This window comes from Mycolicibacter sp. MU0083, from assembly GCF_963378075.1.
Classification (GTDB): Bacteria; Actinomycetota; Actinomycetes; order Mycobacteriales; family Mycobacteriaceae; genus Mycobacterium; species Mycobacterium kokjensenii.
Genome location: NZ_OY726394.1, coordinates 116367 through 130377 on the forward strand (window position 1 = coordinate 116367; position 14011 = coordinate 130377).

A 14011-nucleotide genomic window follows, 5' to 3' on the forward strand; every position below is an offset into this window, starting at 1 on the left:
TCAGCCGCAGACGGCGCCGATCGCGGCGGAGCCCACCAGCTTGCGGTACTTGGCCAGCACGCCGGTGGTGTAACGCGGCGCGGGCGGGGTGAAACCCTCTGCCCGGGCAGCGAACTCATCCGGATCGGCGAGCACGTCCAGGGTCGCGTTGGCCACGTCGAGGCGGATCCTGTCGCCGTCGCGCAGGAACGCCACCGGACCACCGTCCACCGCCTCCGGGGCGATGTGGCCGACGCACAGGCCGGTGGTGCCGCCGGAGAACCGGCCGTCGGTCAGCAGCAGCACGTCCTTGCCCAGGCCGGCGCCCTTGATGGCGCCGGTGATCGCCAGCATCTCCCGCATGCCGGGGCCGCCCTTGGGGCCCTCGTAGCGGATCACCACGGCGTCGCCGGCGCTGATCGTGCCGTCCTCCAGCGCGTCCAACGCGGCTCGCTCACCGTCGAAAACCCTTGCGGTGCCCTCGAAGACGTCGGAGTCGAACCCGGCGGACTTGACCACCGCGCCCTCCGGCGCCAGCGATCCGTGCAGGATGGTGATGCCCCCGGTCGGGTGGATCGGGTTGGTCAGGGCGTGCAGCACCTTGCCGTCGACCACCGGGGGGTTGAGCTCGGCGATGTTCTCGGCCATGGTCTTGCCGGTCACGGTCAGGCAGTCGCCGTGCAGCAGACCGGCTTCCAGCAGCGTCTTGAGCATGACCGGCACCCCGCCGATCTTGTCGATGTCGTACATGACATGCGCGCCGAACGGCTTCACATCGGCCAGGTGCGGCACCTTCGCGCCGACCCGGGAGAAGTCGGCCAGGGTGAGGTCCACCTCGGCTTCGCGGGCGATCGCGAGCAGGTGCAGCACCGCGTTGGTGGAGCCGCCGAAGGCCATCACCACCGCGATCGCGTTCTCGAACGCCTCCTTGGTCAAGATGTCGCGGGCGGTGATGCCGCGGCGCAACAACTCCACCACGGCGGCCCCGCTGCGGCGGGCGTAGCCGTCGCGGCGGCGATCGACCGCCGGTGGCGAGGCGCTGCCCGGCAGTGACATGCCCAGTGCCTCGGCGGCGCTGGCCATGGTGTTGGCGGTGTACATGCCGCCGCAGGCGCCCTCGCCCGGACAGATGGCCCGCTCGATGGTGTCGACGTCCTCCTGGGACATCAGGCCACGCGAACATGCGCCGACGGCCTCGAAGGCGTCGATGATCGTCACCTCGCGCTCGGTGCCGTCGGACAGCTGCGCGTAACCGGGCATGGTGGAGCCGGCGTAGAGGAAGACCGAGGCCAGGTCCAACCGCGCCGCGGCCATCAGCATGCCGGGCAGCGACTTGTCGCAGCCGGCCAGCAGCACCGAGCCGTCCAACCGCTCGGCGCACATCACGGTCTCGACGCTGTCGGCGATCACCTCGCGGCTCACCAGCGAGAAGTGCATGCCCTCGTGGCCCATCGAGATGCCGTCGGAGACCGAGATGGTGCCGAACTCCAGCGGGTACCCGCCGGCCTCGAGCACGCCCTCCTTGGCGGCCTTGGCCAACCGGTCCAGCGACAGGTTGCACGGCGTGATCTCGTTCCACGACGAGGCCACCCCGATCTGCGGCTTGGCGAAGTCGTCGTCGCCCATGCCGACTGCGCGCAACATGCCGCGGGCGGCGGTCTTCTCCAGGCCGTCGGTGACGTCCCGACTGCGCGGTTTGATGTCGACGGACGGGTTCGAGCCGTTGCTGCTGCCAGATTTCACCCGATCAGTATGCCGCTAGGTCCGGACCGGTCAAAACGGATAAAAATACCCCGCGGGGGTATGCGTTATTGTGGCGGGATGAGGGCAGGTCTGATCGTGGTCGTCGCGCTGGCCGTCGGGATCGCCGCCGGTGGCTGCCACCGGGCGCCCGCACCGCCCGCCGAGGTGTCGACCACCGCGGTGGGGATGCGGGCGGCCAGTCCCGAGGACATGGCGTTCCTGGAGCGCATCGTCATCCATCACCAGCAGGCACTGGAGCTGACCGACATGGTCGGCCGGCAGAGCACCGATGCGCAGTTGCTGCAGCTCGCCGACCAGATCGCGGCCCAGCAGCGCACCCAACTGCAGGGCTGCCAGGCGCAGCTGCTGCAGTGGGAGGCGCCGGGCCTGCCCGCCGACCAGCGCGACCCGGCCACCATCGCCGGAATGGTCGATCAGGCGACCCTGGACAAGCTGCGCGGTCTGAGCGGACCGGAGTTCGGCCGGATGTGGCTGACCACGATGATCGACCACCACCGCGGCGCGATAACGATGGCGCGCCAGGAGATGGCGGTCGGCCAGAGCCCGGAGGCCGTCAGCATCGCGCAGTCCCTGGTGCCGCTGCAGCAGGCCGAGATCGACCAGATGAACCGACTGCTGGGGGAGCCATGAGCGAATCGGAGCCGGGCTACGCGGCGGGCAAGGAGAACTACGCCAAGCGGCTGCGGCGCATCGAGGGGCAGGTGCGCGGCATCGCCAAGATGATCGACGAGGACAAGTACTGCATCGACGTCCTCACCCAGATCAGCGCCGTCCACAGCGCGCTGCGGTCGGTGGCGCTGAACCTGCTCGACGAGCATCTGGTGCACTGCGTCAGCGGGGCGGCCACCGCCGGCGGGGCCGAGGCCGACGCCAAACTCGCCGAAGCCTCCGCGGCGATCGCGCGATTGGTTCGTTCCTGAACCTGCGCGCCGATACGCTGCCCCCAACACATGACTGTCGAATCCGGAACCACCCGATCGGGACCGTGGACGCCGCGGACCACTGCCCAGTTGGCGATCCTGTCCGCCGCCGCTTTCATCTACGCCACCGCCGAGATCCTGCCGGTCGGCGCACTGCCCGCGATCTCGGCGGGCCTGGGCGTCAGCGAGGCGCTGGTCGGAACCCTGCTGGCCTGGTACGCGGTGGTGGCGGCGGCGACCACGCTGCCGCTGGTGCGTGCGACGGCGTTCTGGCCGCGCCGCCGGGTGCTGCTGCTGACCCTGGTCTGCCTGACCGCCTCCCAGGTGATCTCGGCGATGGCGCCGAACTTCGCGGTGCTGGCGGGCGGGCGGGCGCTGTGCGCGGTCACCCACGGGCTGATGTGGTCGGTGCTGGCGCCCATCGCCACCCGACTGGTGCCGCCCAGCCACTCCGGTCGTGCGACGACGGCGATCTATGTCGGCACCAGCCTGGCCCTGGTGGTCGGTATCCCGCTGACCTCGGCGATGAGTCTGCTGTGGGGGTGGCGACTGGCCGTGGTGGTGATCACCGTGGCGGCGGCGGCCATCACGGTGGCGGCCCGGTTCGCGTTGCCGGCCCTGGTGCTCAGCACCGACCAGTTGGCATTGGTCGGTCGGCACCACTACCGCAACCGGCGACTGCTGGCGGTGAGCACGCTGATGCTGATCGCGGTGACCGGGCACTTCATCTCCTACACCTTCATCGCGGTGATCATCGGCGACGTGGTGGGCGTGCCGGGCGCCCGGCTGGCCTGGCTGCTGGCCGCGTTCGGTGCCGCCGGCCTGATCGCGATGCCGCTGCTGGCCCGGCCGGCGGATCACCGACCGAAGCTGGTCACCGGAGGCTGTATGGCGGCGATGTCGACCGCTTTCGTGGTGCTGGCGGCGCTGTCGGTCGGCGGGCACTACAGCGCCGGCACGACGGTGGTGGGCGCGATCGCGATCGTGCTGTGGGGGGCGATGGCGATGGCCGTCTCGCCGATGCTGCAATCGGCGGCGATGCACACCGCGCCCGACGATCCCGACGGCGCCTCGGGGCTGTATGTGACGGCCTTCCAGATCGGGATCACCGGGGGCTCGCTGGTCGGCGGCCTGCTGTTCGAGCGGGCCGGAACCTCGATGATGTTGGTCGCGTCGGCGGTGCTGGTGGGGGTCTCGGCGTTGGGTATCGCCGCCAGCAGGCGGCTGTTCGTAGTTCCCTGACGGGACCGCGGCGGTAACGTTCACCACTCGCCGGGACGGTGAAATCCCTGTTCAATAGCCTCTCGATGTGGACATTCCGGTGCTTGCCGCAGATCGCGACAGTTAGCTGACGTTCGCGTTATGCCACACTTGGGTCAAGTTTGTGACCGGAGGTATGTAGATGTCGGGATGGAAGCTCATCCGGGTCGGGGCCTGGCTGGGTACCGCGGGATTGGCCGCGGGACTCACGCTGGGGTGCGGATCGGCGCTCGCCGATCCGCCGCAACAGCCCGCCGACCCGGCCGCGGCGGACGCCGGCCCGGCGGTGGCGCCCCCCGCACCCGAACTACCGCCGCCTCCGCCCGAGCTGCCGCCGCCTCCGCCGGAGGTGTTGCCGCCCCGGCGGCGCTACCCCCGCCGCCCGAGCCGGTGCCGCCGGCGCCGCCCGTCCCGCCGGTACCGCCGGGCGCGCCCGAGGGCGTCCCGTCGGGTCCGGAGGCACCGACCGACCCGGCCAATCCCGCCAATCCGGCCAATCCCGCCGATTCGACCGCGACGGCACCGTCGACCGCGGTACCGGCGGCCGCCTCGGGCCCGATCGTCGGGCAGAACCCGGAGCCGTTCACCGGAACGCCGCCGTTCCTGCCGCCGACCTTCAACCCGCTCAACGGGTCGATGGTGGGTGTCGCCAAGCCGATCATCATCGACTTCCAGCGGCCGATCGCCGACAAGGCACTGGCCGAGCAGGCCATCCACATCTCGTCGACCCCGCCGGTGTCCGGCAAGTTCTACTGGATGACCCCCAGCCAGGTGCGGTGGCGTCCGTTCAACTTCTGGCCGGCCAACACCGTCGTCAACATCGATGCCGGCGGCACCAAGTCGAGCTTCCGCACCGGTGACGCCCTGGTGGCCACCGCCGACGACAAGACCCACCAGATGACCATCACCCGCGACGGCAAGGTGGAGAAGGTCTTCCCGATGTCGATGGGCATGTCCAGCGGCGGCCACGAGACCCCCAACGGCACCTACTACGTCCTGGAGAAGATGTCCACGCTGGTGATGGACTCCTCGACCTACGGGGTCCCGGTCAACTCCACCTACGGCTACAAGGTCACCGTGCAGGACGCGGTGCGCATCGACAACAGCGGCGGCTTCGTGCACAGCGCCCCGTGGTCGGTCAACGACCAGGGCAAGCGCAACGTCAGCCACGGCTGCATCAACCTCAGCCCCGCCAACGCCAAGTGGTTCTTCGACAACTTCGGCAGCGGTGACCCGGTGGTGGTGAAGAACTCCGTCGGGACCTACACCAAGAACGACGGCGCCCAAGACTGGCAGATGTAGGGGCGCGCTAGGCGGCTGGAGCGGGGCGGAGCCTCAGTTCCAGATCCGCACCCGCGCGCCGGGCTCGAGGTAGAGCGCGTCGTCGGGGGTGACGCCGAAGGCGTCGTAGAAGGCGTCCATATTGCGGATCACCCCGTTGCACCGGAATTCCGGCGGTGAATGCGGGTCCACCGCCAACCGCCGGATCGCCTCGGCGTCACGGGATTTGGTGCGCCACACCTGCGCCCAGCCGAAGAACACCCGCTGCACCCCGGTCAGGCCGTCGATCACCGGAGCCTCCGCGCCGCCCAGGGACAGCTGGTAGGCGAGCAGGGCGATGGACAGCCCACCCAGATCACCGATGTTCTCCCCGACGGTGAACGCACCGTTGACGTGCCGGTCGCCGTCCAGCTCCCGCGGCACGTACTTGTCGTACTGGGCGATCAATGCGCCGGTGCGCGTACCGAACTCGGTGCGGTCGGCGTCGGTCCACCAGTCGACCAGGTTCCCGTCGCCGTCGTACTTGGCGCCCTGGTCGTCGAAGCCGTGCCCGATCTCGTGGCCGATCACCGCACCGATACCGCCGTAGTTGGCGGCGTCGTCGGCGTCGGGGTCGAAGAACGGCGGTTGCAGGATCGCCGCGGGGAACACGATCTCGTTCATCCCCGGGTTGTAGTAGGCGTTGACCGTCTGCGGTGTCATGAACCATTCGTCGCGGTCCACCGGGGAGCCCAGCTTGGCCAGTTCGCGGTCGTAGTTGACCGCGTAGCCCCGCAGATAGTTGCCGTACAGGTCGGTCGGGTCGGTGACCAGCCCGGAGTAGTCGCGCCAGGTGGCGGGGTAGCCGACCTTCGCGGTGAACTTGTCCAGCTTGGCCAGCGCCCGCTGCCGGGTCTGCGGGGTCATCCACTCCAGGTCGGTGATGCTGACCCGGTAGGCCTCCCGCAGATTGGCGACCAGTTCGTCGATGCGCGCCTTGGCGTCCGGCGGGAAATGACGGGCCACATAGAGCCTGCCGACGGCGTCGCCCATCAACGACTCGACCAGCGACACCCCGCGCTTCCAGCGCTCCCGGATCTCTTCGGTGCCCGACAGCCGGCGGCCGTAGAACTCGAAGTCCTCGGCGACCAGCTCCGCGGTCAGGATGCCGGCCCGGGCGTGGATGACCCGCCAGCTCAACCAGCTCTTCCAGTCGGCGAGATCCGCGTCGGCCCACAGGGCGGCGAACGCCGTCAGATAGTCGGGCTGGCGCACCACCAGTTCGTCGACGGCATCGCCGGGAACACCGAGCGCAGCGACCCAGCCCGCCCAGTCGAAGCCGGGGGCCTCGTCCGGCAGTCCGGCGAAGGTGCGCAGGTTGTAGCCGAGTTCGGCGTCCCGGCGCCGCACCACATCCCAGTGCGCGGCCGCCAGGCGCGTCTCCAACGCCACGATGCGGGCCGCGGTGTCGGCGTACTCGCCCGGGGCGCCGCCGTGGACCAGGGCGAACATCGCCGCGATGTGCCCGGGGTAGGCCGCCAGGATCTCGGCGTGCTGCTCGTCGCGGTAGTAGGACTCGTCCGGCAGGCCGAGACCGGACTGGCTCAGGTGCAGTAGGTAGCGGGTGGAGTCCTTGGAGTCGGTGTCCACATACAGCCCGACGCCGCCGCCCACCCCGGACCGTTGCAGTGCGCCCACGGTCCGCGCCAGGGCCTCGCGGTCGCCGGCGTCGGCGATCGGCGCCAACTCCCGGTGCAGTGGTTCCATCCCGCGGTCGGCGATGGCCTGTTCGTTGAGGAAGCCGGCGTAGAGGTCACCGATGCGACGTTCGTCGCTGTCGGCGGGCAGTGACGGGGCGGCCTCGGCGGCCTCGGTCAGCAGTTCGCGGACCTGGATCTCGGCGCGGTCGAACAGTGCGCGGAAGGCGCCGTCGGTCGCGCGGTCCGGTGGCATCCGATAGCCGTCGAGCCAGGTGCCGTTGACGTGACCGAACAGGTCGTCCTGTGGCCTGACGGTGCCGTCGACGTGGCTGAGATCAAGGCCGGAGCGGGTGGCTGGTGAGGTCATCGGGCCCATCCTTTCACGGCGAACAATATCGTTGTCCTGTAGCGTCTGCGCCATGCCTGACGAGGAAAACCCCGACGTCATCGACGACGAGGTCGGCGGGTCGGATCACCCGACGATCGCGCAGGAGCCGGCCGCCACGAGCAGTCCCGGCAAGCAGGCGAAGGCCGCTTCGGGCGGTGTCTTCTCCGGCTACGGGCTGGCGTCGGCGGCCGTCGGTTTGGTGGCGGTCGCCGCGTTGGTGTTCGGCTTGATCACGTTGTCGTGGCACCGCAGCGACGTCGACGAGCGCGGCTACCGCAGTCGGGTGCTGCAGACCGCGGCGAGTTGGACCAGTGTGTTGATCAACTTGAACGCCGAGAACGTCGAGAAGGGCATGGCGCGTCTCCGCGACAAGACCGTCGGCGAACTCAACAGCGAGTTCGAGGCCGCCGTGGCGCCGTACCGCGACGTGGTACAGCGGATCCAGTCGCGCAGCAGCGGGCGCATCGAAGCGGTCGCGATCGAGACCGAACGGCACAATCCCGACGAGCAGGCCGCCGACGAGCCGTCGAACCCCGGCCGCACCGACCCGGTGATGGTGATCGCGACCTCCGTCGCCGAGAACGTCGGCGGCCGACCGCAGACCGTGCACTGGGCGCTGCGCCTGGACGTCACCGAGATCGGTGACGACCTGATGATCTCCCGATTGAGGTCCATCCGATGAGCAAGCTGGCAAGCCTGAAATCGCGTGCGCTGTGGCGGATGCTGGCCGTCGACATCGCGGCGCCACTGGCCGCGATCGGTGGGCTGGTGCTGGTCGGGCTGACGCTGGACTGGCAACTGTGGTACGTCTCGGTCTGCTCGGTGCTGGTGCTGCTCATCGTCGAGGGCATGGTGGTGAACTTCCTGCTGCTGCGCCGCGACACCGTCACCGTCGGCACCGACGACGAGCGTCCCGGCCTACGCTTCGGCGTGGTCGCGCTGGCCGCTACGGCCCTGGTCGTCGCCGCGGTGCTCGGACACTTCCGCTGGACGGTGCCCGACCGGGAACTGGAGGCCGACTCCGGAGAAGCGGTCCGGACCGCCGTGGCGATGGCCGAGGCGGCGGCGACGGTGTCGCCGGCCAACCCGGAGGCATCGATCGAGAAGGCCGCCACTTACATGATCCCGGACCGGGTCAACGCCTTCCGGGAGAGCATCGGCCGGACCGCCACCGAGATGGCCAACCGCAACATCGCGGTCGATGCGACGGCGCTGAGCGCCGGTGTCGAGGCGCTCGGGCCGTCGGCGGCGCGGGTCGCCGTCGTGCTGCGCAGCGTCCAGAGCGTGGCGAACCAGCAGGTCAAGCAGACCGTGGTGCCGGTGCGGGTGATGTTGACCAAGCGCGACGACCAGTGGCTGGTCCTGGAGATGTCACCGATCCACGCTCGCTGACGCGGCCGTCAGAGGTCGTCGGGCATCTCGCGGGTGTGCAGCTTGACGAACCGGTCCGACAGGCGACGCATCCGGATCATCAGGGCGGCCGACGGGCTGACCGCGCCCTTGAGGTAGGAAGCGAGGGTGTCGACCGGCACGCCGACCCGGGAGGCGAACTCCTGCCGGCTCAACCCCGACCGCTCGATCAGCACCCGCATGTGCCGGGCGACCTCGGCCCGCTCGTTGGCTTCCAGGTGTGCCCGGGTGCGGGACAACACCTCCGACAGGGCCTTGGAGATGCCGAAGGGTTCGGTGCCCTCCAGAATCTCCTCGACCTGGCGGGCGGTGCGGCCGTAGGGGTCACGTTTGAGGGCCACCACGATCAATTGCCAGGTGGCGATGTCACCGCTTTGCAGCGCGTCGCGGATCGCCGACGTCGACCAGAATTCCACCGGGCGGTCGGTCTGGCCGGATTCGGACTCGGTCGGCCGGGGCACCGCTGCACGGCGTCGTTCCGGAGCCAACGTCACCTCGTCTCCTCCAGCATCGCCACCGCCACCGCCAAACAGCGCTCCCGAACCCGATCCCAGTCCGTCGTCGCGCCGAGCGCGTCGTCGCCGGTGCCGTCGACGCCGTGCTCGGCGGGCTCCGGATCCGAGAGCCGGCAGACCACCTGGGTGGCCAGCCACTGTCCGTGGGCTGGTTGCCCAGCGTAATACGAATCGAGGTCCGTCAGGGCCCCGGCAACCGTTTTCGGACCCAGAGCATCGGCGAGATCGGCCAGTTCCACATAGTCGCGGCGACTGTTCCGCGACATCAGCAGGTAGCCCGCCAGCCGCAGCGTTTCGGTGCAGGTCGGGATCTGTAGCCGGTCGCCGGTGGGCAACTGCACCGCGGCGGTCTCCATGGGACGACGCCGGGTCAAGGTCGGCCCGGTGAGCCCGATCTCCTCGGCCACCCACGACTCGGTCTCGAGCGCGTCGAGGGCGATCGCGAGCCGGCGCCGCCACACCGTGACCGGATGCACCGGCCGCATCGTGCGCGGTCGCGCCCGGTCGGCGGCGCCGCGGGACTGTCGGCCGCCGGTCAGTCTGGACAGCGCGTGGCCCATCACGCCGCCACCGCCGGGCTCCGCACCGGTGACGACCGGCAACGCCACCGTGGCGAGCTCGGATGCCCCGCAGCCGCGCAGCGCCAACGGGTCGCCGACACAGACCGCGTCGGGCACCAGGCTCTTGAGCCGGGCCGCGGACTTCACCACCACGCGAAGGTCGGCGCTCGGCGTGATCAGGGCCGACAGGTCGTCGGGGATCACCACGACGTCGCCGAGTTCCACCGTCGGCAGGGGCTTCTCGAAATCGACCGACGGCAGAATCCAGGCCAACCAGCGCGGCAGCCACCAGTTCCATTCGGCGAACACCGCCATCAGCGCCGGCACCAGCACCAGGCGCACCACCGTGGCGTCCACCGCGATCGCCACCGCGCAGGCCACCCCCAGCTCGGCGACCAGGGGCATCCCCGCGAACGCGAAACCGATGAACACCGCGATCATGATCAGCGCGGCACTGGTGATGGTGCGGGCGCTGGTGGCAACCCCGTAGGCGACCGCGTCATGGGTGTTGCCGGTCTGCAGGAAACGCTCCCGGATGCGGGTCAGCAGGAAGATCTCGTAGTCCATCGACAGGCCGAACGTCATCGCCAGCACCAGCGGCGGGATGAAGGTGTCGATCGAACCGGTCGCCGCGAATCCGAACCGCTCCAGCCAGCCCCACTGGAACACCACCACCAGGCTGCCGTAGGCGGCCGCCACCGACAGCACCGTCATCACCACGCCCTTGAGCGCGAGCAGCACCGACTGAATCGAGATCAGCAGCATCAGGAAGGCGATCGCCGCCACGAACACCAACACCAGCGGTTCGGCCGCCGCCACCCGGTCGTCGAAATCCTTGATCAACGCGGTCGGACCGCCGACGTCGACCCGGACCTCCGGTGACCCGGCCGCCGCCGGCAGTCGGTCGCGCATCCAGTCGACGGTCTCCCGGGCGATCATGTCCTCGGGGTCGACCGACAGCACCGCGGACAGCAGGGCGCTGGTGTCGTCGTCGCCGAAGACGGCCGGCGACACCGATGCGATGTTGGGGGCCTGCAGCATCTCCTGCCGGACGGCCGCGAACACCTCGGCGTGTTCCGGCGCCGACGCATGCCCGCCGGGGATGGTCACCAAGACCCGGATCGGCCCCAATGTTCCGGGCCCCAGCGCCTGGCCGGCCGCGGCCACGCCACCGCGGATCTCATGGGAGGAGTCGAACTGGCGCAGCATGCTGTTGCCCAGCGACAGTGACAGCGCCGGCGCGGCCAGCACGAGCAGGAAACCGGCCGTCACCAGTGCCGAGACCCACGGGCGGCGCATCACCGCGGCCGTCCAGCGGGTCCAGAACCGGGATTGGACGGCCTGCGGTGTGCGCGCCCAGTGCAGCAGGGTGGAGCGCTTGGCCACCGCGCGGCCGAACAGGGCCAGCACCACCGGGGTGAGACTGACCGCGGCCAGTACCGCCACCGAGACCGCCAGGATCGCGCCGGTGGCCATCGACACCAGTACCGGGGTGTCGATCAGATAGATGCCGGTCAGCGAAGCCACCACGGTCAGCCCGGACAGTACGACGGCCAACCCGGAGGTGGCCATCGCCGCGTCGACGGCATCCTCCGGCCGGCGGCCGGCCCGCAACTCCTCCCGGTAGCGCATCAGGATGAACAGCGAATAGTCGATGGCCAGTGCGATGCCGAACATCGACACCGTGGACGTGACGAACACCGACATCGCGGTGAACATCGACAGCAGGTAGACCAGCCCCATGGTGACGATCACGGTGCCGATGCCCAGGGCCAGCGGGATCGCGGCCGCCGCCAGTGAGCCGAACACCGCCAACAACACGATCAGCACGATCGGTAGGTTCCACTGCTCGGCGGCGCTGATGTCCTGCTTGGTCTTCGCCGACGCCGCGGCGCCCAACGCCCCCTGCCCGATCACGTACAGGTTCACCGAACCGTTCTCGATCCGGCCGGGATGCTCACCGGCGACGCCCAACGTGGCGCGCAGCTTCTTGGCGATGTCGACGGCCCCGGTGTTGTCGAAGTCCACCCGCAGCGTGACCACGTAGGGCCGGTCGGGCCGGGGCGCCGGTTGGGTCGTGTCGTCCACCACGGTCACGTTGGGCATATCGCCGGCGGTCCGCTTGAGCAGCGCGACGGCGTCCTGCATATCCCGGTAGGTCGCGTCGGCGCGCGGGGCGGCCACCAGGGCCAGGGGGGATGCACCCTGCTCGGGGAAGTGGTCCTCGAGTTCGTACTGCACATGCAGCGACTGCGAACCGTGGACCTCGAAGCCGCCGCCGGTCAGGTGACCCGACTGGGTGGCGGCGAGGTAGAGCGACGGCAGCACAGCCAGTAACCAACCTGTGAAGACCACCCAGCGGAATCTGCGCAGGTTGCTGCTGAAGCGCATCATGAACTGCTGGATTTCGTCTCTCTCCGCTCTCGCCCGCACCGCTGCCCGCGTGTTGCTAGCCTACCGCAGCGCCTGCTGCGGCCGGTGGTTTCTGCGCGTCGCTGAACTGCTCCGATGCCGTCCGGGAATCGCGCTGTGACCAGGCCGACCTCGGCGCGGGTGGCGAGGGTGCGGGGTTACTGCCAGGATGGAAATAAGGCCGTCTATCGATCGTGCCGTCATTGCCGGGGGGCATTGCGGGCAACAGCGAATCGTCGCCGAACGCATCCGCAACGTGAGGAGAACTCGTGAACGTCAATCGCAGCACCCTGCGACTCGTCCTGGGCGGATCCATGGCCGCCGTCGTGCTGGCCGCGCCGGCGGCTCCTCCGGTGAGTGCCGGCAAGGACCCGTGCGTGGCCAGCGAGGTAGCCCGGACGGTCGGCAAAGTGGTCACCTCGACCGGTGACTACCTCGACTCGCACCCCGACACCAACCAGGTGATGACCTTCGCGCTGCAGCAGCCGCCCGGCCCGCAGACCCTGGCCAATCTGAAGAGCCACTTCGAGGCCAACCCGAAGGTGCAGGACGAGCTGGCCAAGATCGCCGAGCCGGTGAACGAGATGACCGAGCAGTGCAAGCTGGCGATCAGCCTGCCGCAGGTGCTCGGGCTGCTGCAGGCCGTTCAAGCACAGGGCGAGCTGCCCGGGCCGGGTCTGCCGACGCTGCCGGTGGCCGGGCCGGCGTCGGGGGCAGTGACCCAGCCGATCGCCGTCCGCTGAGGACCGGGCGGAAGTCGTCGGCGTCAGCGGTATCGGTGCGGAACACGAAGAAGAACACCACCCACCCCACCGCGGCGATCAGCAACCAGCTGATCAGCCGGTAGATCAACACCGCGGAGATGGCGTCGGGCCAACTCAGCCCACTCGACACCAGCCCCGGCACCAGCACGGCCTCGACGACCAGCAGGCCGCCCGGTACCAGCGGGATCGCGCCGGCCACCCGCGCGGCCGCGTAGGCCACCGTCAACCCGGCCACCGACGCCCGGCCACCGGCGGCGTAGGCCGCACACGCCAGGCAGGCGACGTCGGCCACCCAGTTGAACAGCGACCAGCCGAACGCCGTGGCCAGATCACGGCGGCCCAGGCTCACCGATTCCAGCTGGCCCAACAGCCGGTGCCACGTCGCCAGCCCGGCGTCGGATCGCCGGCCGCGCACCGCGTTGATCCGGGCCAGCACCCGCACCCCGATGCCGTCGATCAACTCGGGGCGGGACGCGACCGCCTGCGCCAGCACCAGCACCGTGATGAAGGCACCGAGGGTGAACACCAGTGAGAACGGGTTGTCGCGGGCCCCGAGCAGGAACGCGCCACCCAGGCCCAACACCGCCAGACCGACGGCCTGCAGTACCCCCGACATCACCAACTGCCAGGACGCCACCACCGGCGTCGCACCCCAGCGTCGTTGCTGGCGGTAGAGGAAGGTCGCCGACAGCACCGGGCCGCCGGGCAGCGTGGTGCTCAACGAGTTCGCCGCGTAGAAGGCGGCCTCGGACTGCCCCTGCGTGACGCGTACCCCGGCAGAACCCAGCAGGGTCCGCTGAATCTGCGCGAAACTGTGCATGGATGCGGCGGCGGCCACGGCCGCACCGAACAACCACAGCCCGTCCGCGCTGCCCAGGCTGTGCCAGGCCGCGGAGACCTGGTCCCAGACCAGCACGACCTCGACGGTGAGCACCACCGCGATCACACCGCCGATCGCCGGGCGCACCCACCGGTACCGGCCGCTGCGTGCGGCGGCGTCGGAGGAAACGGCATCGTCGGGCACGGAATCCGACGCTAGCTGCGGCGTATTGAAATTCGGTTACGAGATGTACTCCCGC

General features: G+C 69.8%; 11 protein-coding genes and 1 pseudogene. 7 read left to right on the plus strand and 5 right to left on the minus strand.

What is annotated here, in order from left to right; genetic code table 11:
* Entirely contained in the window at positions 1–1722 is a 1722-nt protein-coding gene (gene ilvD / locus RCP38_RS00595; RefSeq protein WP_308474783.1) for a dihydroxy-acid dehydratase, read from the minus strand.
* 78 nt (positions 1723–1800) lie between these two features.
* Between ilvD and RCP38_RS00600 the strand changes: the two genes are divergently transcribed.
* The 4 genes from RCP38_RS00600 (at position 1801) to RCP38_RS00615 (ending at position 5225) form a co-directional block, all read left to right on the plus strand.
* Positions 1801–2373 (plus strand): DUF305 domain-containing protein, encoded by a 573-nt coding sequence (locus RCP38_RS00600; RefSeq protein ID WP_308474784.1) that lies wholly within the window; start codon positions 1801–1803, stop codon positions 2371–2373.
* Positions 2370–2663, plus strand: a complete 294-nt coding sequence (gene ricR, locus RCP38_RS00605; RefSeq protein WP_308474785.1) for a copper-sensing transcriptional repressor RicR — start codon at positions 2370–2372, stop codon at positions 2661–2663. Before RCP38_RS00600 ends, ricR begins: the two co-directional genes overlap by 4 nt.
* A 30-nt stretch (positions 2664–2693) precedes the next feature.
* Positions 2694–3905 carry an MFS transporter gene (locus RCP38_RS00610; protein ID WP_308474786.1) on the plus strand — a complete coding sequence of 404 codons (1212 nt, stop codon included), beginning with the start codon at positions 2694–2696 and terminating at the stop codon, positions 3903–3905.
* A 408-nt stretch (positions 3906–4313) separates the two neighbouring features.
* Complete coding sequence (locus RCP38_RS00615) at positions 4314–5225, plus strand: L,D-transpeptidase (RefSeq protein WP_416223208.1); 912 nt, start codon at positions 4314–4316, stop codon at positions 5223–5225.
* 33 nt (positions 5226–5258) lie between these two features.
* Here the strand turns inward: RCP38_RS00615 and RCP38_RS00620 are convergent, their stop codons facing one another.
* Positions 5259–7250 carry a M13 family metallopeptidase gene (locus RCP38_RS00620; RefSeq protein ID WP_308474787.1) on the minus strand — a complete coding sequence of 664 codons (1992 nt, stop codon included), beginning with the start codon at positions 7248–7250 and terminating at the stop codon, positions 5259–5261.
* A gap of 52 nt (positions 7251–7302) precedes the next feature.
* Here RCP38_RS00620 and RCP38_RS00625 point away from each other — a divergent pair, with 52 nt between their 5' ends.
* Positions 7303–7953 (plus strand): hypothetical protein, encoded by a 651-nt coding sequence (locus RCP38_RS00625; RefSeq protein ID WP_308474788.1) that lies wholly within the window; start codon positions 7303–7305, stop codon positions 7951–7953.
* Positions 7950–8663: a hypothetical protein gene (locus RCP38_RS00630; protein WP_308474789.1), complete on the plus strand. Its 714-nt coding sequence runs from the start codon at positions 7950–7952 to the stop codon at positions 8661–8663. The genes RCP38_RS00625 and RCP38_RS00630 overlap by 4 nt, the downstream gene beginning before the upstream one ends.
* Before the next feature lie 8 nt (positions 8664–8671).
* Here the strand turns inward: RCP38_RS00630 and RCP38_RS00635 are convergent, their stop codons facing one another.
* Together RCP38_RS00635 and RCP38_RS00640 are read right to left on the minus strand one after the other, a co-directional pair.
* Positions 8672–9175 carry a helix-turn-helix domain-containing protein gene (locus RCP38_RS00635; protein WP_308474790.1) on the minus strand — a complete coding sequence of 168 codons (504 nt, stop codon included), beginning with the start codon at positions 9173–9175 and terminating at the stop codon, positions 8672–8674.
* Entirely contained in the window at positions 9172–12150 is a 2979-nt protein-coding gene (locus RCP38_RS00640) for an MMPL family transporter (RefSeq protein WP_308474791.1), read from the minus strand. Before RCP38_RS00640 ends, RCP38_RS00635 begins: the two co-directional genes overlap by 4 nt.
* 332 nt (positions 12151–12482) lie before the next feature.
* Here RCP38_RS00640 and RCP38_RS00645 point away from each other — a divergent pair.
* A pseudogene (locus RCP38_RS00645) lies at positions 12483–12761 on the plus strand (hemophore-related protein); the annotation flags it as partial.
* Positions 12762–12777: 16 nt separating this feature from the next.
* Here the strand turns inward: RCP38_RS00645 and RCP38_RS00650 are convergent.
* On the minus strand, positions 12778–13956 hold the full coding sequence (locus RCP38_RS00650; RefSeq protein ID WP_308474792.1) for a lysylphosphatidylglycerol synthase transmembrane domain-containing protein: 1179 nt from the start codon (positions 13954–13956) through the stop codon (positions 12778–12780).
* Between the last annotated feature and the right edge of the window lie 55 nt (positions 13957–14011).

What these genes read in the sequence shown, in the direction of transcription:
- RCP38_RS00600 (WP_308474784.1), top strand. Translation starts at nt 1,801, where the DNA reads ATGAGGGCAGGTCTGATCGTGGTCGTCGCGCTGGCCGTCGGGATCGCC.
- ricR (WP_308474785.1), top strand. Translation starts at nt 2,370, where the DNA reads ATGAGCGAATCGGAGCCGGGCTACGCGGCGGGCAAGGAGAACTACGCC.
- RCP38_RS00610 (WP_308474786.1), top strand. Translation starts at nt 2,694, where the DNA reads ATGACTGTCGAATCCGGAACCACCCGATCGGGACCGTGGACGCCGCGG.
- RCP38_RS00620 (WP_308474787.1), bottom strand. Translation starts at nt 7,250, where the DNA reads ATGACCTCACCAGCCACCCGCTCCGGCCTTGATCTCAGCCACGTCGAC.
- RCP38_RS00625 (WP_308474788.1), top strand. Translation starts at nt 7,303, where the DNA reads ATGCCTGACGAGGAAAACCCCGACGTCATCGACGACGAGGTCGGCGGG.
- RCP38_RS00630 (WP_308474789.1), top strand. Translation starts at nt 7,950, where the DNA reads ATGAGCAAGCTGGCAAGCCTGAAATCGCGTGCGCTGTGGCGGATGCTG.
- RCP38_RS00640 (WP_308474791.1), bottom strand. Translation starts at nt 12,150, where the DNA reads ATGATGCGCTTCAGCAGCAACCTGCGCAGATTCCGCTGGGTGGTCTTC.